Source organism: Janthinobacterium sp. FW305-128, assembly GCF_020858135.1.
Classification (GTDB): Bacteria; Pseudomonadota; Gammaproteobacteria; order Burkholderiales; family Burkholderiaceae_D; genus Janthinobacterium.
Window position 1 is genome coordinate 131,731 of the sequence record NZ_JACYMK010000008.1, and the last position, 15,920, is coordinate 147,650.

General features: G+C 61.6%; 14 protein-coding genes. 9 read left to right on the forward strand and 5 right to left on the reverse strand.

Translation table 11 applies throughout. The annotated features are described in order from the left end of the window. Positions 1 to 11: 11 nt before the first annotated feature. On the forward strand, positions 12 to 485 hold the full coding sequence (locus tag IGS60_RS17720) for a GNAT family N-acetyltransferase (protein ID WP_230505698.1): 474 nt from the start codon (positions 12 to 14) through the stop codon (positions 483 to 485). A gap of 166 nt (positions 486 to 651) precedes the next feature. Here the strand turns inward: IGS60_RS17720 and IGS60_RS17725 are convergent, their stop codons facing one another. Further along, positions 652 to 2,061, reverse strand: coding sequence for an FAD-linked oxidase C-terminal domain-containing protein (locus IGS60_RS17725; RefSeq protein ID WP_230505699.1), 1,410 nt, complete (start codon positions 2,059 to 2,061; stop codon positions 652 to 654). Positions 2,062 to 2,242: 181 nt separating this feature from the next. On the opposite strand from IGS60_RS17725, the gene IGS60_RS17730 reads away from it, so the two are divergent. From IGS60_RS17730 to IGS60_RS17750, 5 genes are all read left to right on the forward strand, one after another. Next, positions 2,243 to 3,151, forward strand: coding sequence for a ChaN family lipoprotein (locus tag IGS60_RS17730; RefSeq protein ID WP_230505700.1), 909 nt, complete (start codon positions 2,243 to 2,245; stop codon positions 3,149 to 3,151). Between the two features lie 141 nt (positions 3,152 to 3,292). Further along, positions 3,293 to 4,048, forward strand: a complete 756-nt coding sequence (exbB, locus tag IGS60_RS17735; protein ID WP_230505701.1) for a tonB-system energizer ExbB — start codon at positions 3,293 to 3,295, stop codon at positions 4,046 to 4,048. Between the two features lie 3 nt (positions 4,049 to 4,051). Then, positions 4,052 to 4,477, forward strand: a complete 426-nt coding sequence (exbD, locus tag IGS60_RS17740; protein WP_230505702.1) for a TonB system transport protein ExbD — start codon at positions 4,052 to 4,054, stop codon at positions 4,475 to 4,477. Continuing rightward, entirely contained in the window at positions 4,474 to 5,247 is a 774-nt protein-coding gene (locus IGS60_RS28515; RefSeq protein ID WP_230505703.1) for an energy transducer TonB, read from the forward strand. The genes exbD and IGS60_RS28515 overlap by 4 nt, the downstream gene beginning before the upstream one ends. 50 nt (positions 5,248 to 5,297) lie before the next feature. Continuing rightward, on the forward strand, positions 5,298 to 7,553 hold the full coding sequence (locus IGS60_RS17750; protein WP_230505704.1) for a TonB-dependent receptor: 2,256 nt from the start codon (positions 5,298 to 5,300) through the stop codon (positions 7,551 to 7,553). Positions 7,554 to 7,583: 30 nt separating this feature from the next. Here IGS60_RS17750 and IGS60_RS17755 read toward each other — a convergent pair whose 3' ends face one another. Next, a complete protein-coding gene (locus IGS60_RS17755; RefSeq protein WP_070221439.1) occupies positions 7,584 to 7,991 on the reverse strand; it encodes a PRC-barrel domain-containing protein in 408 nt (135 codons plus the stop codon). A gap of 246 nt (positions 7,992 to 8,237) precedes the next feature. Here IGS60_RS17755 and IGS60_RS17760 point away from each other — a divergent pair, with 246 nt between their 5' ends. The 3 genes from IGS60_RS17760 to ftsB all read left to right on the forward strand — a co-directional run bounded on the left by IGS60_RS17760 (position 8,238) and on the right by ftsB (position 11,699). Next, on the forward strand, positions 8,238 to 9,890 hold the full coding sequence (locus IGS60_RS17760; protein WP_070291785.1) for a CTP synthase: 1,653 nt from the start codon (positions 8,238 to 8,240) through the stop codon (positions 9,888 to 9,890). Positions 9,891 to 10,030: 140 nt separating this feature from the next. Continuing rightward, positions 10,031 to 11,314: a phosphopyruvate hydratase gene (gene eno / locus IGS60_RS17765; protein ID WP_070260371.1), complete on the forward strand. Its 1,284-nt coding sequence runs from the start codon at positions 10,031 to 10,033 to the stop codon at positions 11,312 to 11,314. Positions 11,315 to 11,375: 61 nt separating this feature from the next. Continuing rightward, positions 11,376 to 11,699: a cell division protein FtsB gene (gene ftsB, locus IGS60_RS17770; protein WP_035821182.1), complete on the forward strand. Its 324-nt coding sequence runs from the start codon at positions 11,376 to 11,378 to the stop codon at positions 11,697 to 11,699. A 224-nt stretch (positions 11,700 to 11,923) separates the two neighbouring features. Here the strand turns inward: ftsB and IGS60_RS17775 are convergent, their stop codons facing one another. The 3 genes from IGS60_RS17775 to IGS60_RS17785 form a co-directional block, all read right to left on the reverse strand. Beyond that, positions 11,924 to 12,205: a hypothetical protein gene (locus IGS60_RS17775; protein ID WP_230505705.1), complete on the reverse strand. Its 282-nt coding sequence runs from the start codon at positions 12,203 to 12,205 to the stop codon at positions 11,924 to 11,926. 152 nt (positions 12,206 to 12,357) lie between these two features. Further along, on the reverse strand, positions 12,358 to 13,488 hold the full coding sequence (locus IGS60_RS17780) for a glycerophosphodiester phosphodiesterase (protein ID WP_230505706.1): 1,131 nt from the start codon (positions 13,486 to 13,488) through the stop codon (positions 12,358 to 12,360). Continuing rightward, a complete protein-coding gene (locus tag IGS60_RS17785; RefSeq protein WP_230505707.1) occupies positions 13,488 to 15,902 on the reverse strand; it encodes a TonB-dependent receptor in 2,415 nt (804 codons plus the stop codon). The genes IGS60_RS17780 and IGS60_RS17785 overlap by 1 nt, the downstream gene beginning before the upstream one ends. Between the last annotated feature and the right edge of the window lie 18 nt (positions 15,903 to 15,920).

Here is a 15,920-nt window from a genome sequence, read left to right on the forward strand (position 1 = left end):
ATTATTTGAATATGACAACATTACCCGAACCGACACTGCGTCCCGCCCTGGTCGCCGACGCGCCCGCCATCGTCGCCCTGATCGACGACTTGATGCCCTTTTTGACCCTGCACCCGGACGGCGCGGGGGCGGAAAAGTTCATCGAGAACTGCCGCCAGCCCGCCATCGAAGGCTATCTGTCGCTGCCCAATTACGCCTACCAGCTCGCGCATATCGACGGCGAACTGGCCGGCGTGGTGGCCATGCGCGACAACACGCATCTGTTCCACATGTTCGTGCCGCGCGCCCTGCACCGGCGCGGCATGGCGCGCCGTTTGTGGCAGGCGGCCCGCGACGCGTCGCTGGCCAAGGGCGATGTGACGGCCTTTACCGTCAATTCCTCGGCCTACGCCTTGCCCCTGTATCAAAGCCTGGGCTTTGTCGCCACGGGGCCGAAGGTGGAAACGGGCGGCATCGCTTTCGTGCCGATGCGCATGGAATTGTAAAATGGCCAAGGCTGGGGTCAGACCCGGCGGGTCTGACCCCATTTTTTGCTTGCGGGCTTATGACTCTGATGACGGCGTAGAAATTAAGCCAACGGCAAGGACTGGAGACGTACCCAGAGAGGGCATTTTTCCCAGTGGGAAAAATGCCGATCCCGAAGGGAGCGACCTACCATCTGACAATCTTCCCCGGATTCATGATGTTCTTCGGGTCGAGCGCGTGCTTGAGGGCGCGCATGGTGTCGATGGCGCCCTCGCCATGTTCTTCCACGAGGAAAGCCATCTTGTGCATGCCCACGCCATGCTCGCCCGTGCACGTGCCGTCCATGCCGATGGCGCGCGTGACCATGTCGCTGTTGACCTTTTCGGCGCGCGCGATGTCGGCCGGGTCGTCGGGGTCGACCAGCATCTGCACGTGGAAATTGCCGTCGCCCACGTGGCCGATGATGGCATAGACGAGGCCCTGCGCCTCGCAATCGGCCTTGGTGGCGAGGATGCATTCGGCCAGCCGCGAAATCGGCACGCAGCAGTCGGTGGAAATGGCGCGGCTGCCGGGACGCATCTGCAGCAGGGCGAAATACGCGTTGTGGCGAGCAGCCCACAGGCGCGAGCGCTCTTCGGGTCGGCTGGCCCACTCGAAATCGCTGGCGCCATGTTCCGCCGTGATGGCTTGCACCAGCTGCGCCTGCTCGGCCACACTGGCCGGCGTGCCGTGGAATTCAAACAGCAGCAGCGGCTTTTCCGGCAAGGCCATCTTGTCGTAGGCGTTGATGGCTTTCACGCCATTTTCATCGAGAAACTCGACCCGTGCCACAGGAATACCCATCTGGATGGTCTGGATCACGGCGCTGACGGCCTCGCCCGTGCCGGGGAACGAGCACACTGCGGCCGAGATCGCTTCGGGCAGCGGATACAGTTTCACGGTCACTTCCGTAATGATGCCCAGGGTCCCTTCGCTGCCGACAAATAAACGCGTCAGGTCGTAGCCGACCGACGATTTTTTCGCCCGGGTCCCCGTCCTGATGATGCGCCCGTCGGCCGTCACCACCGTCAGGGCCAGCACGTTTTCGCGCATGGTGCCGTAACGCACGGCGTTCGTGCCCGAGGCGCGCGTGGCCGCCATGCCGCCCAGCGACGCATTCGCGCCCGGATCGATGGGGAAGAACAGGCCCGTGTCGCGGATGTCCTCGTTCAACTGCTTGCGTGTCACGCCCGCCTGCACGGTGGCCGTCAAGTCTTCATTGTGCACGGCGACCATGTGATTCATTTGCGACAGATCAATCGTCACGCCGCCATGCAGGGCCAGCACATGGCCTTCGAGCGAGGTGCCGCTGCCGTAGGCGATGACGGGCACGTCGTGCGCGCTGCACAGCTTGACGGCGGCCGCCACTTCCTCGGTGGAATGGGCGAAGATGACGGCATCGGGCAGCATGGGGGGATAGCTCGACTCGTCGCGGCCATGGTGTGCGCGCATGGCTTGCGTCATGGAAAAGCGGTCGGCAAAGATCAGGGAAAGTACGGCAGCAAGAGATTCTGGCAGCGGTTTTTTCAGTACCGCCAACTGGTCAGTTTGATTCACGCAAGTCCTCCGTTTTTTTTATTCTACTCCGCGCCCGGGGATTTCACCGAAGCACTATTTTTGCCAGTTGTAAAAATTTTGCATGGTGCGCCGTGCATAGGTTGTAAATGAGAATCATTTCTATTAAAATGCCCGCCAGTAGTTATTTTGCAATGCATGCTTCCACCCGAAAGGCCATGCCATGAAATTCCCCCTTTCCCTCGCCGCCATCCTGCCCGTCTGCGTGCTGGCGCTGAGCGCCTGCAGCAGCGTCGCTCCGCTGAGTACCACGACTGCGGCATCCGCTACTGTGCAAGACGTGCGCCAGCTGGGCGAGATCGTCGACCTGCGCAGCGGCCAGCGCTTGACTGCCGAGCAATTGCTGGCCCAGCTGGCCGCCGCCCCGAGGGTCATCGTGGGCGAGCAGCATGACCAGCTCAGCCACCACAAGATCGAGCAGTGGCTGCTGCAGCAATTGCAGGGCCAGCGTCCGCAAGGCAGCGTGCTGCTGGAAATGCTGAACCCGGACCAACAAGCGAAGGTGGACAAGGTCAAGCCGTGGCTGCAGACGGACCCCGTCGTGCGCCCCGAACACGTGGCCGAGCTGCTGGCCTGGCAGCCGGGCTGGAAGTGGGCGCAATATGGCGACCTGGTCATGACCGTGATGCGCGCGCCGTATCCCGTCTGGTCGGCCAACCTGGACCGCAGCGAAATCAAGCAACTGTTTGTCGACCAGCTGGCCGTGCAGGGCAAGCATTCGAATCTGGCCAATGATGGCAAGGTGCATGACAAACTCAAAGACATCATCCGCGTCATGCACGACAACCAGATCGATGCGCCGCGCCTGGCCGCCATGCTGTCGGTGCAGCAGCAGCGCGACCGCCGCATGGCCGAGCGCCTGCTGGCCGCGCCCGCGCCCGCCGTGCTGATCGCCGGCGCCTACCATGCGCACAAGGACCTGGGCGTGCCGCTGCATGTGCAGGACTTGACGGGCGGCCCCGCGCCGCTGGTACTGGTCCTCGCCCAGCAGGGCGCCACGGTGCTGGCGCCGCAGGCGGATTTTGTGTGGTACACGCCGGTGGCGGCACCCGCCGTCGCCAGCGCCAAGTAATCCGTTGTAACTCCGCCGGGCGTTCAGCCCGGCACTCCTCCCCAGCAAGCTTCTTCGCAGCAGCCAGGTAGTTTTTCCGATTTTTTTGCATGCGCGTGCGCGCCGTTGGCGCAGCCATGCCTGTTACCTGTTGAAGCTCCCATGCGTATCCTCTGTATCAAAGCCGCCGCCGGCGGCGTGTTTCTTTCCCTGTTCCATGCCACGGCGCAAGCGTCCGCCTTGCCGCACGATATGTCGCCGCTGGGCATGTTCTTTGCCGCCGACCAGATCGTCAAAAGCGTGCTCATCGGCTTGCTGCTCGCCGCGCTGGCCACCTGGGTGGTTTTGCTGGTGAAGGGCGCCAGCTTGCTGCAAGCGCGGCGCGCGGCGGCGCAAGCCGTTGCCATGCTGAAAACGGCCATCTCCTTGCCGGACGCGGCCGTCAAAGTGGAGGGCGCAGGCAGCAATTCGCTGGCGCAGCAGCTGCTGGCCGAGGTGCAGCAGGAACTGAGTCTGTCGCATGCCAGCGCGCCGGCGGCGGCCCTGAAGGAGCGGGCCGGGTTTCGCCAGGAGCAATTGATCGCGCACAAGGTACGCAGCATGGCGCAAGGCATCGGCTTGCTGGCGAGCATAGGCGCCGTGGCACCGTTCGTGGGGCTGTTCGGCACCGTGTGGGGCATCATGAACAGCTTTATCGGCATCGCCGTCAGCCAGAGCACGAATCTGGCGACCGTCGCGCCCGGTATCGCGGAAGCCTTGCTGGCGACAGCGCTGGGCCTGGTGGCGGCGATACCCGCCGTCGTCATCTACAACGTCTTGAGCCGTGGCATCAATCAGTACAAGGCGCAGCTGCGGGCCGCTTCCGCGCAAGTGCTGCTGATGCTGAGCCGCGACCTCGACGTGCGCCAGCAGGCCTGAGCCATGGCCAGCCTTTTCCCATCGCAGGACGACGACACGGCCGACATGCCGGAATTGAGTGAGATCAATGTCACGCCCTTCATCGACGTGATGCTGGTGCTCTTGATCATCTTCATGGTGGTCTCGCCGCTGGCCACCGTTGACCTGAAGATCGACTTGCCGGCCGCCACGGCCAAGCCCGAGCCGCGCCCCGAAAAACCGGTGTTCGTTTCCCTGAAAGCCGACCACAGCCTGTACCTGGGCGAGTCGCCCGTGGCGCGCGGGCAGCTGGGTCGCCTCCTCGATGCACAAACGGGCGGCGACCGCCAGCGCACGCTGTTCTTCCAGGCCGACAAGCAAGCCGCGTATGAAGACGTGCTGGGCGTGATGGATGCCCTGCGCCAGGCCGGCTATCTGAAAGTGGGCCTGGTGGCCCGGGAGGAAGGGTGAATCCCCGTCCGGTATTGAGCTGGGGCATCGCCACGTCGCTGGTGGCGGCTACCGCACTGTCGCTGCTGCTGTGTGCGGCCTGGCAGCCCGTCGCTGTCGCGCCCGCGCAGCCGCCCGCCAGCGTGATGGTCGTATTTGCCGCGCAAGCGATGTCGCCGGAGACGCAACAGGCGGCAGCGGCAGGGGCGCGCCAGTCGGCCGCATCCAGCGCAGCCCAACCGAAAAAGAGTACGACCGGGCAAGAAGCGTTGCCCGTGCTGGCGCGCGCCGCCGCGCCGAAAATCGTCGCGGCCGAAAAAGAAGCGAAGGCAGAAGCCAGTCCGTCGCCAGATCCCGGCAAGGATGCCGCCAGGGAAGCGTCCATGCAAGCCCAGGCCAGCAGCAGCGCCACGCCGGCGCCAAGTTCGGTGCGCGGTCCGCAGGCGGCGCCGTTCGACAGCGACACGCCGCCCGTCAGCGCAGCGCCCGCCAGCTGGCAAAGCCGGGTGCTCAGCCATCTGGCCCATTTCAAACGCTATCCGGGCGACGCGCGCCAGCGCAAGCGGGCCGGCGCCGCCTGGGTACGCTTCCAGGTGGACCGCGACGGCAAGCTGCTGGCCAGCGAACTGGTCACTTCATCGGGCACGGTGCTGCTCGACCGCGAAGCGCTGCAAGTGCTGCAGCGCGCGCAGCCGCTGCCGGCGCCGCCCGACAAGGTCTTACACCAGGGCACGGTGACCGTCACCTTGCCCGTCTCGTTCAAGCTGGAGCCAGGGCAGGACAAGGCATGAGGATGCCGATTGTATTCATTAAAAATCCAACCATAACAAATCGAGGGTGTATGCATATCAAGACAATGACACGAGCCGTGGGCGTCTGCATGGCGTTGCTGGCGCAGCAGGCATGGGCGCAAGAGAGTAGCGACGGCAAGGTCGTGTTTTCGCCGCTGAATGTATCGGGTGAAAATATTCCTGTGGAACAGCAGGCGCTGGAAAAACCGGGCGCCGTCAGCGCGCGCGGCGCGGACACGCGCTTGCAACCCGTGGACCAGATCGTGCGCAGCATGCCGGGCACGTTTACCCAGATCGATCCGGCGCAGGGCGCCGTCAGCGTCAACATCCGCGGCTTGTCGGGTCTGGGGCGCGTCAACATGATGGTCGATGGCGTGAGCCAGAATTACTATGGCAGCGCACCGTCGTCCGTGTCGCACGGCGGCGTGCCCAGCAGCCAGTTCGGCGCCCTGATCGACCCGAACTTCATTATCGGCGTGGACGTGTCACGCGGCAATGTGGTCGGCGGCGATGGCGTCAATGCACTGGCCGGCAGCGCCAACTTCCGCACCATCGGCGTCGATGACGTGGTCTTCGCCGGCGAAAAGGTGGGCGCGCGCACGAAGATGTCGACAGGGAACAACGGTGTAGGACGCAGCGCCATGCTGGCCGTGGGCATGAAAAACCCTGCCTTCGATGGCGGCAGCGTAGGCTTCATGGCGGCCACCAGTGCCAGCGTAATCGGCAACAACTACAAGAATGCGAAGGGCGTCAACAGCGAGGAATTCGGTTTCGGCTACAACCGCTATTACAAGCAAAAACCGAAATCGCAGTTGCTCAAGCTGGATCTCAGATTGAGCGACTTCCACTCGCTGGAACTGTCGGCACGCGATTACCGCAACACGTTTACGCGCCGCGATATCCGCAGCGATGACTACTACGTCAAATATCACTACACGCCGTTTTCGGAATTGATCGACCTCAATGTGGTGGCCAGCAGCAGCCGTGGCAACCAGAAATACATGCCTGAAGCGTTGACCAATTTCATCAACACGAATGCGGCCAACCGCGCCGATGCCATCGACATCAACAACACGAGCAGCTTCAAGCTGGCCGGCGGCGATGCGCTGCTGACGGTGGGCGGCAAGCTGATGCGCAACAAGTACAGCAAGCACGTGGAAAGCCTCGTCGACGATCCGGACAACCCGGATGCGAACCAGCAATCGATTGAAAACAATACCTTCGGCCCCGAGGGCGTGCAAAAGATCAGCAGTCTGTACGCAGGCCTGCAATACAACCGCGGCATCTACCAAGTCAACGCGGGGCTGAACACCACGCGTTTTGAATTGACGGGCCACAAGCCCGCCTGCGATCCGCGCGTGCAGTGTTTCCCGCAAGGGGCGAGCAATATTGCGCTGAAAGAACACGGCATCAACCCTTCGCTGCTCGTTTCCGCGCAAGTGACGCCGTGGTTCCAGCCGTTTGCCAGCGCCGAGCGCACCATGCGCGGGCCGAATCCGCAGGAAGTGTTTTTCTCGAATGACGGCGGGGCTTCGATGAACCCGTTTCTGAAGGGCGAGAAAGCGACGACCTATCAGCTGGGCTTCAATTCCAGCCTGCATGGCTTGCTGAGCAAGAATGACGTGCTGAATTTCAAGGCCCTGTATTTCAAGAGCAAGATCGATGGCTATATCACCAGCCAGTCCTTCCTCGTGTGCGACCGCGGCCGCAAGTGCAATATCGCGGAAGTGCTTGCCAATGATTGGCAGAATGTCGATGACTACATGACGAATATGTATATCTACATCAACTCGGCCACGCCCGTGTATTCGCGCGGATGGGAACTGGAAGCGCAATATCATCTGGGACCGGCGTATGCGCGCCTGTCGTACACGCGCGAAACGACGCGCCAGCCCACCTCGATCGCCAGCGCCTGGTTCGGCGCGGCCGACATCAGCGAGCTGCCCAGCACTTATTACAATCTCGACGTGGGCACGCGTTTGCTGGACAATAAAATGGAGATCGGCGCGATCATCAAGCACACGGGGTCGAACCGCCGCTTGTCGCCGGACAACGAAGCCGATGAAGCGACGGGCGAAGTGCTGAAGGCCGACAATCCGAAGATTCCGGCCGTGATCGACTTGTATGCGAGTTACCAGGTGTCGAAAAACCTGTTCCTGCGCCTGTCCGTACAGAACGCCATGAACAAGGATTTTTCGGAAGCGCTGAACCGCCTGAACTCGATGCCGTCGCAGTCGCAGGACAACACGCCGCTGAGCACGGCGCGGGGCAGGACCTATGTGGCGGGGCTGGAGTACCGGTTTTAGAGCAGACCTCAGCCCCGCGCTTTGGCTTAATTAATACTCACGCGGCGTGGTGCCGTAGTAACTGTGGATCGAATTGGCCCACGTCTGGTCCGCCATGTTCGGCCAGTTATCGGTATCGAAGCCGGGCGCGTTTTCGATGCGTTCCTTGTCGACGTTCAGGGTGAAGCGCTTGTTGACGGTGTCGAGCAGCAGCGCTTCCCAGGGCACGGCGAACAGTTTTTCGCCGATGGTGAAGACACCGCCGTGCGACATGACGGCATAAGCGATCTTGCCGCTGCGCATGTCGATCATGATTTCCTTGATTTCGCCCAGGTGTTCATCCTTGGCGTTGTGCACATGGTCGCCGATCAGGGTGTCGGCACCCATCAGTTCAGGGCCGGGGCCTTTGTGGCCGCGGTTGACATACATGCCGTAGGCGTCGCGTTCTTCGTAGCTCATGGTGACCTCCTGTTGAAAAATCCCAGTCTGCGGCCAGGGCGCGGCAGGGTCTGTTCGCTCGCCCACACAAAGTATGGAATTGGAAATATTTCAATTCTTGCTATCGGGTAATTTTGTTGTGCGTAGACAGCAGGAGGGGGAGGGATAGTCGGTATTTGGCGCAAATTTCCGCGCGCGGGGGGCGACGCAGGCGGGCTTTAGTGTATAATTTCAATTTCCCGCACGTGCCGTTCGGCACCATCTGCAATGACCAAATTTGTCTTCGTCACTGGTGGCGTTGTGTCCTCCCTTGGAAAAGGGATTGCCGCCGCCTCCCTCGCCGCGATCCTCGAATCGCGCGGCCTTAAAGTCACCATGCTCAAGCTCGACCCGTATATCAACGTCGATCCTGGCACGATGAGTCCTATGCAACACGGTGAAGTATTCGTCACCGACGACGGGGCCGAAACCGACCTCGACCTCGGTCACTACGAGCGCTTCATTTCCACCCGCATGAAAAAGGTGAATAACTTCACCACTGGCCAGATCTATGAATCGGTGATCCGCAAGGAACGCCGGGGCGAGTATCTGGGCAAGACCGTGCAGGTGATCCCGCATATCACCAATGAAATCCAGGATTACATCCGCCGTGGCGCCGAAGGCTACGACGTGGCCCTGTGCGAAATCGGCGGCACCGTCGGCGATATCGAATCGTTGCCATTCCTGGAAGCGGCGCGTCAGCTGAGCCTGCGCGCCGGCCGCAAGAACACGGCGTTCGTCCACCTGACCCTGGTGCCGTACATCGCCTCGGCCGGTGAACTGAAAACCAAGCCGACCCAGCACTCGGTGCAAAAGCTGCGCGAAATCGGCATCTTGCCCAACGCCTTGCTGTGCCGCGCCGACCGCGCCATCCCGGAAGACGAGCGCGCGAAAATCTCGCTGTTCTCGAACATCGAGGAAGACGCCGTCATTTCCGTGTGGGACGTCGACACCATCTACAAAGTGCCGCAAATGCTGCACGACCAGGGCCTCGACAAGATCATCTGCGATGCGCTGGACCTCGATCCCGCACCGGCCGACCTGTCGATCTGGAGCAAGCTGATCTACACGATGGAGCACCCGAAGGCGGAAGTGACCGTCGGCATGGTCGGCAAGTATGTCGAGCTGACCGAGTCGTACAAGTCGCTGATCGAAGCGCTGCGCCACGCCGGCATCCACACGGAAAGCCGCGTCAACATCGAGTACATCGATTCGGAAGAAATCGAAACGACGGGTTGCGAGAACCTGGCCAAGTACGATGCCATCCTGGTACCGGGCGGCTTCGGCAAGCGCGGCGTGGAAGGCAAGATCAAGGCGGCCCAGTTCGCCCGCGAAAACAAGATCCCTTACCTGGGCATCTGCCTGGGCATGCAAGTGGCCCTGATCGAATACGCGCGCAACAAGGCTGGCATGCCGAACGCGAATTCGACCGAGTTCGACCTTGATACGGATCAACCTGTTGTTGCACTGATCAATGAGTGGCAAAACCACGATGGTAAAGTCGAGTTGCGCGATGAAAACTCGGACCTGGGCGGTACCATGCGCCTGGGCGCGCAGACCTGCGCCGTCAATCCGGGCACCCTCGCCGCCGAGATCTACGGCAGCGTGGTGACCGAGCGTCACCGCCATCGCTACGAAGCCAATAATCACTACCTGGCCCGTGTCGAAGCGGCTGGCCTGATCGTCTCGGCCCGCACGCCGAGCGAAGATTTGTGCGAAATCATGGAATTGCCACGCACGGGTGAAAATGCCCACCCATGGTATATGGGCGTGCAATACCATCCCGAGTTCAAGTCGACGCCACGCACCGGCCATCCGTTGTTTACCTCGTTCATCAAGGCAGCGCTGGCGCACAAAGAAGCCAACGCCGCTGCGCAATAACGCGGTCGATCACGACAGTATTACCTGTAAGACAGCTCCCGGCCAGATGGTTCCCGCCGGGAGTTTCTTTGCCCCCTTTGTGCAATTGCGCATCAGAACGCAGTGTGCAGCCCCTGTTACGCTTAACTTTGGAGAATGACATGAGTGCTATTGTTGATATTATCGGTCGCGAAATCCTGGACTCGCGCGGTAACCCGACCGTCGAATGCGATGTGTTGCTGGAATCGGGCGTGATGGGCCGTGCGGCCGTGCCGTCGGGTGCCTCGACCGGTTCGCGCGAAGCCGTGGAATTGCGCGATGGCGATGCCAAGCGCTACTTCGGCAAGGGCGTGCTGCAAGCATGCGAAAACATCAATACCGAAATCTCCGAAGCCATCATGGGCCTGGACGCCAATGAACAGGCTTTCCTGGACCGTACCCTGATCGACCTGGACGGCACGGAAAACAAATCGCGCCTGGGCGCCAACGCCATCCTGGCCGTCTCCATGGCTGTCGCCAAGGCTGCCGCTGAAGAAGCGGGCTTGCCGCTGTACCGCTATTTCGGCGGTTCGGGCGCCATGCAGATGCCAGTGCCGATGATGAACGTCATCAACGGCGGCGCGCACGCCGACAACAACCTGGACATCCAGGAATTCATGATCATTCCCGTGGGCGCCCCATCGTTCAAGGAAGCCGTCCGTTACGGCGCGGAAGTGTTCCACACGCTGAAAAAGATCCTGCACAAGAAGGGCCTGAATACCAACGTGGGCGACGAAGGCGGTTTTGCGCCATCCTTGGCCAACCATGAAGAAGCCATCAAGCTGATCATCCAGGCCATCGAAGAAGCGGGCTACGAGCCAGGCACGCAGATCGCCATCGGCCTCGATTGCGCCGCGTCCGAGTTCTACAAGAACGGCAAGTACGAAATGGAAGGCGAAGGCCTGAGCCTGACGGCTACCGAGTTCACCAACCTGCTGGCGACTTGGTGCGACAAGTACCCGATCATCTCGATCGAAGACGCGATGCACGAAGGCGACTGGGACGGCTGGGCGATCCTCACCAAGGAACTGGGCAAGAAAGTGCAGCTGGTCGGCGACGACTTGTATGTCACCAACACCAAGATCCTGAAAGAAGGCATCTCGAAAGGCATCGCCAACTCGATCCTGATCAAGATCAACCAGATCGGCACGCTGACGGAAACCTTCGCCGCCATCGAAATGGCCAAGCGCGCCGGCTACACGGCCGTCATTTCGCACCGCTCGGGCGAAACGGAAGATTCGACCATCGCCGATATCGCCGTTGCCACGAACGCCCTGCAGATCAAGACCGGCTCGATGTCGCGTTCGGACCGCATGGCCAAGTACAACCAGCTGCTGCGTATCGAGGAAGACCTGGGCGACATCGCCAGCTACCCTGGCCGCGATGCATTCTATAATCTGAAGTAAGCTGATGTAAAACCCACTGGCCGGCCGGAGATATCCGGCCGGTTTGTTAACCGACTACCCCATGCGCCTGATTACGCTCGCCCTGGCAGCCCTGCTGCTGCTGATCCAATTTCCCCTCTGGCTGGGTAAAGGCGGCTGGCTGCGCGTTGCCGACATGGAAGCCCAGGTGGCGGTGGCGAATAAAAAGAATATGGAATTGAAGGCGCGCAACGCCAAGCTCGAATCCGAAGTGCGCGACCTGAAAGATGGTACGGGCGCCGTCGAGGAGCGTGCCCGCTATGAGCTGGGCATGGTCAAACAGAATGAGATTTTCGTGCAGATCGTGCGCAAGGGACAAACCCCGCCACTGCTGGAAACACCGGTGGACGCTGCTGCGCCGCACTAAGTCATACACATTTCCCGCTTGCCAGCCTGGACCGATTGCCAGGCTGACCTGTCATATTGTTACCTTGTACTGCTGCACACTATTGCCTTGCTGCTTGCTGCTTGCTGATCAGAAACGCGCCTTGCCGGTCGAGATCAGGTAGAAATGGATGCCGGTAACGACGACGGCTACGGCGATCAGTGCGGTTTCGAGAAACATCATATAAAAATCCTTTCAGTATTTAGTTAGCCGCGCGAGGCCAAGAAACGCAACTCGGCTGCGAGGTTAGGCATCAGCTTTTCGTAGCGGTTCGCTTCCGAGTTCAGCAGGGCGAAATCGCGCTTGCTTGGGCGCACATAGCGCTCGTCGTCGGCGCTGGTCGTCGCGCTGGCGATGACTTCCTTCTGGGCCAGTTCGCTGTACGGCTTGGAAGCGAGCAGGGCGCCCAGGAAGGCGCTCGTCGCACGGCCCAGGTTGCTGAAGTAGTTGTCGTTGTCGTTGCTGTAGGTGTTGGTAAAAGTGGACATATGCCCTCCATGAATGGTCTGTTGTTGCATTGCACAATAATGGAGTTGGCGATATATGTCTAATTTCAAATTCCAATTTCAGAAATTCAAGAAACGAATAATAAGGGCGTAGCCGCCAGCCACGCCCTGAAAAAGAATTTGTTACCAAATGTTTATCCGGCGGCGATGCGTCCCAAACCGGGATCGTCGCTGAAAAAGCCGTCCAGTCCCGTCTCGATGTAACGCCGCATTTCCGCCACGGAACCGGCTTCGTTGCGCGCATTCTCGCCATTGCCATCGCGGAAGTCGGCCGCCAGGAAACGGTTTTCCGGGCGGAAGGTCCACGTGTGCAGCAGCAAGCCCGCCTGGTGCGCATCGTCGACGATGGACGAGGGTTTTGCCAGGCGCTGGTCGGCGTCCAGCGGTATGATTGCTCGCGTTGGCGGCGCCACCACGTCCGCGTAGGCGGCGATGTCGCGCAGGCCGGCCGGCGTCGTCATCTGCCCGAACGTTAACTTTCCGCCCGCCTTGACGACATCCATCGGGCGCACGTCGCCGCCCACCACCAGCTGCATCAGGCGCACGTTGGCGCGCCGTCCCAGCTTCTCGCGCAGGTACTTCAGATTCGCCACTTCGAAGGACTGGATTTCGATCGGCGCGCGGCGCGTGTATTCGTGCGCCAGCATGGTCGACAGGAAACGGTCTTCCAGCGCCAGGCCCGCATCGCGGAAATACGTGGAGCTTTTCAGCTCCGGCACGAGGCCGATGACGCGGCCGCTGGCGGCAGATTGCGCTGCAACAAAATCGATGATTTCTTCCCACGTGGGGATCTGAAATTGTCCATCGTACAAGGTGTTGCCTGTGCGTACTTTGGGCAAGCGTTCGATGGCGCGCAGGGTTTTCAGTTCCGCCAGGGTGAAGTCGTCGACGAACCAGCCTTCGTGCCATTCGCCGTCGACCATCTTCTTGCCGCGCCGGCTGGCAAACTCGGGCCGGCGCGCCACGTCGGTGGTGTCGATCAGATTGCTTTCGTGGCGCGCCACGAGGATGCCGTCGCGCGTGGCCACCAGGTCCGGCTCGACGTAGTCGGCGCCATCGAGGATGGCCTTGGCGTACGACGCCAAGGTATGCTCGGGGCGCAGGGCGCTGGCGCCCCGGTGGGCGAACACGAGCGGACGGCTCGGGGGCGTGGCCAGCAGGCCGGCGGCAAAGCCCGGTGCTGCCGCCAGGGCCAGGCCGCCCACGGCCGCCTGGACGAAGTTGCGGCGCGAAAAGTGCCGTTGCGGGAGGATGGGTGAGCGCATCAGAAGTCCGCCGTCAAGGTCAGGAAGCCCTGGCGTGGGGCAATCGGGAAGGTGTTGTACGTCTTGTCGGCCGCGCCCACGACCACGTTCAGCGATCCTTCGCGGTTGGCCAGGTTGCTGACGTTGACGCGCCAGCGCGGGTTTTTCAGCCAGCCGGCCATGGCCGGCAGCTTGCCCGACACGCCCAGGCCCATCAGGAAATAGCTGGGGACGGACAAATCGTTGGTGTACGTCGCGTAGCGCTTGCCCACATAGTCTCCCGTCAGTTGCACTTCGATATCGCCAAACGTGGCCGAAGCCACGAACTTGTTCAGCCATTCCGGCGAGCCGGGCACGTTCTTGCCAGCGGTCAAGACCAGCGCGGCGCCATTGTTGTAATTGTCCGCGTACTGCGAGCGGTTGTACGACAGGGCATTGTAGAACGAAAAATTGTTACCAAAGTGCACGGTGCCCGCGATATCGATGCCGTCCGTGCGCACGCTGCCCACGTTGGCCAGCACGGGGTTGCCGCCGATGATGGACGAAATCACGGGCGTGGGGCTGATCTGCAGCAAACGGTTGCTGAAGTCGACGTGATATACATTGACCTGGCCATCGATGGCCGTGATGGCGCCCAGGCTCAAAGGATGGCTGCCGCGCACGCCCACTTCATAGGTGAGCGCCGTTTCCGGCTTGGCGTCGCGCTTGAACAAATTAAACGCGGCCTGGCTCGACAAGCTCCATGGCGAGGCGCCGCCGCCGCCGTAGGTGACGAACTGGCGCATGTTTTTCTGGATGTTGAAGTACAGCTGGTCTTGCGGTGTGAAGTCCCAGCGCGCGCCCACTTGCGGCAGGAACCATTTTTTCGTGTTGATGGTGCCGACCGGCAAGGCCGTCGAGCCGCCCGCGATGGCGCCCAGCGCCGGCTGCACGGGGAATTGACCGTCGGCAAACTGCAGGCTGGACTTGAAACCGGCCTGCAGGGCGATATCGGGGCGGATGCGCCATTCATCCTGCAAGTGCAGTTGCACCACCTTGTTGTCGATCTCGCTGCCGTACTGCGTGATCAAGGGATTGCTGGGGCGGTCATACGGCGAGGTGGGGTTGTTGACATCGAGCGCATACCAGCGGCGGTAGGCGGACGAGCGGTTCTGTTCCAGCCACAGGCCCGCTTCCAGCTGGTGCTCGCCGATTTCCTTGCGCAGGGTGGAAATGAAGCCGCCGCGCTTGATGTCGTATTCCGTCGTGCGCACGGCGTAGCCCGAGTTGCCGAACACCTGTTTCAGGTTCTGTTTCGGGTAGTACACGCTGAACAGGCCCGGCAAGCCGGCCACGCCGATGGGGCCGGCCACCACGCCGGCGCCGTCATCCTTGTGGTAATACACTTGGTTGGACCAGGTCATGCCATCGGACAAGTTTGCATCGAACTTGGCGTAGGCCAGGTAATCGGTGCGCTGCGCATCGCTGTAGTAATTGCGGTAATTGTTGCCGTCCGCGGCAGGCGTGGCGCCCGTCGGCGACAGGTAGTTCAGGGCCGCCTTGAAGTCCGGGTACAGGAAGGGGCGCGTGTACGGTGCGCTCGTTTCGCCCGCCACGTGCACGGTGCTGTCTTCGTTCGGCTCGATCTTGTCCGAGTAATTGAAGAACAGGGTCAGCTTGCCCGCCTCGCTGCGGTTGACGTATTTGGCGTTGAACTGGTCGCCGCCCTGGCGCGCATCGAAATCCCAGGCGCGCGCTTCGTGGTGCAGAATGGAAAAGTAGGCGCTGCTGCCGTCGCCGAAAACGCCCGTGTCGTAGCGGGCAAATGTGCGCGAGGTGCGGTGGCTGCCCACCGTTTGCTGCACGCTGGCGCCTTGCGTGGCCAGCGGATCGCTGGAATAGGTTTCGATGGTGCCGCCCAGGTTGCTGGTCGAAGCCGTCGCCAGGTCGCCCGCGCCCGAGGACAGCACGACGCTGCGCACGTTTTCGCTGATGACGGCGCGCTGCGGCGACAGGCCGTTGTAGTTGCCGTACTGCTGGTCGCCCAGCGGCACGCCATCCATGGTGTAACCGAGTTGCTGGCCGGAAAAACCATGCACGAACAGCGACAGGTTCTGCTCGTTGTTGCCCCATGGATCGGCCGTCTGGAAGCTGACACCAGGCAAGGTTTGTAAGGCTTTCAGGGGATTCGTGCCGGGCAGGATTTTCTGGATTTCATTCTTGCTCAGGGCGACGGAAGAACGCGTTTTGCGCGAGGAAATCTCCACGGTGGCCATCGGTGCGTTGTCGTCGGCAGCCGGGGCGGCAGCGGCTGCCATGTCGGTAGTGGCGGATGCCACGGCGGCGGCCACGGCCGTTTGCGCCAGGGCCGGCAAGCTTAAGCCTGCGGCGCAGGCGCCCAGCAAAACGTGGAAGGAATGGCGGCGCAGGGCCAGCGTCAAGTGGGTGGTCATCATCAGCCTGTGGAAAGTGGG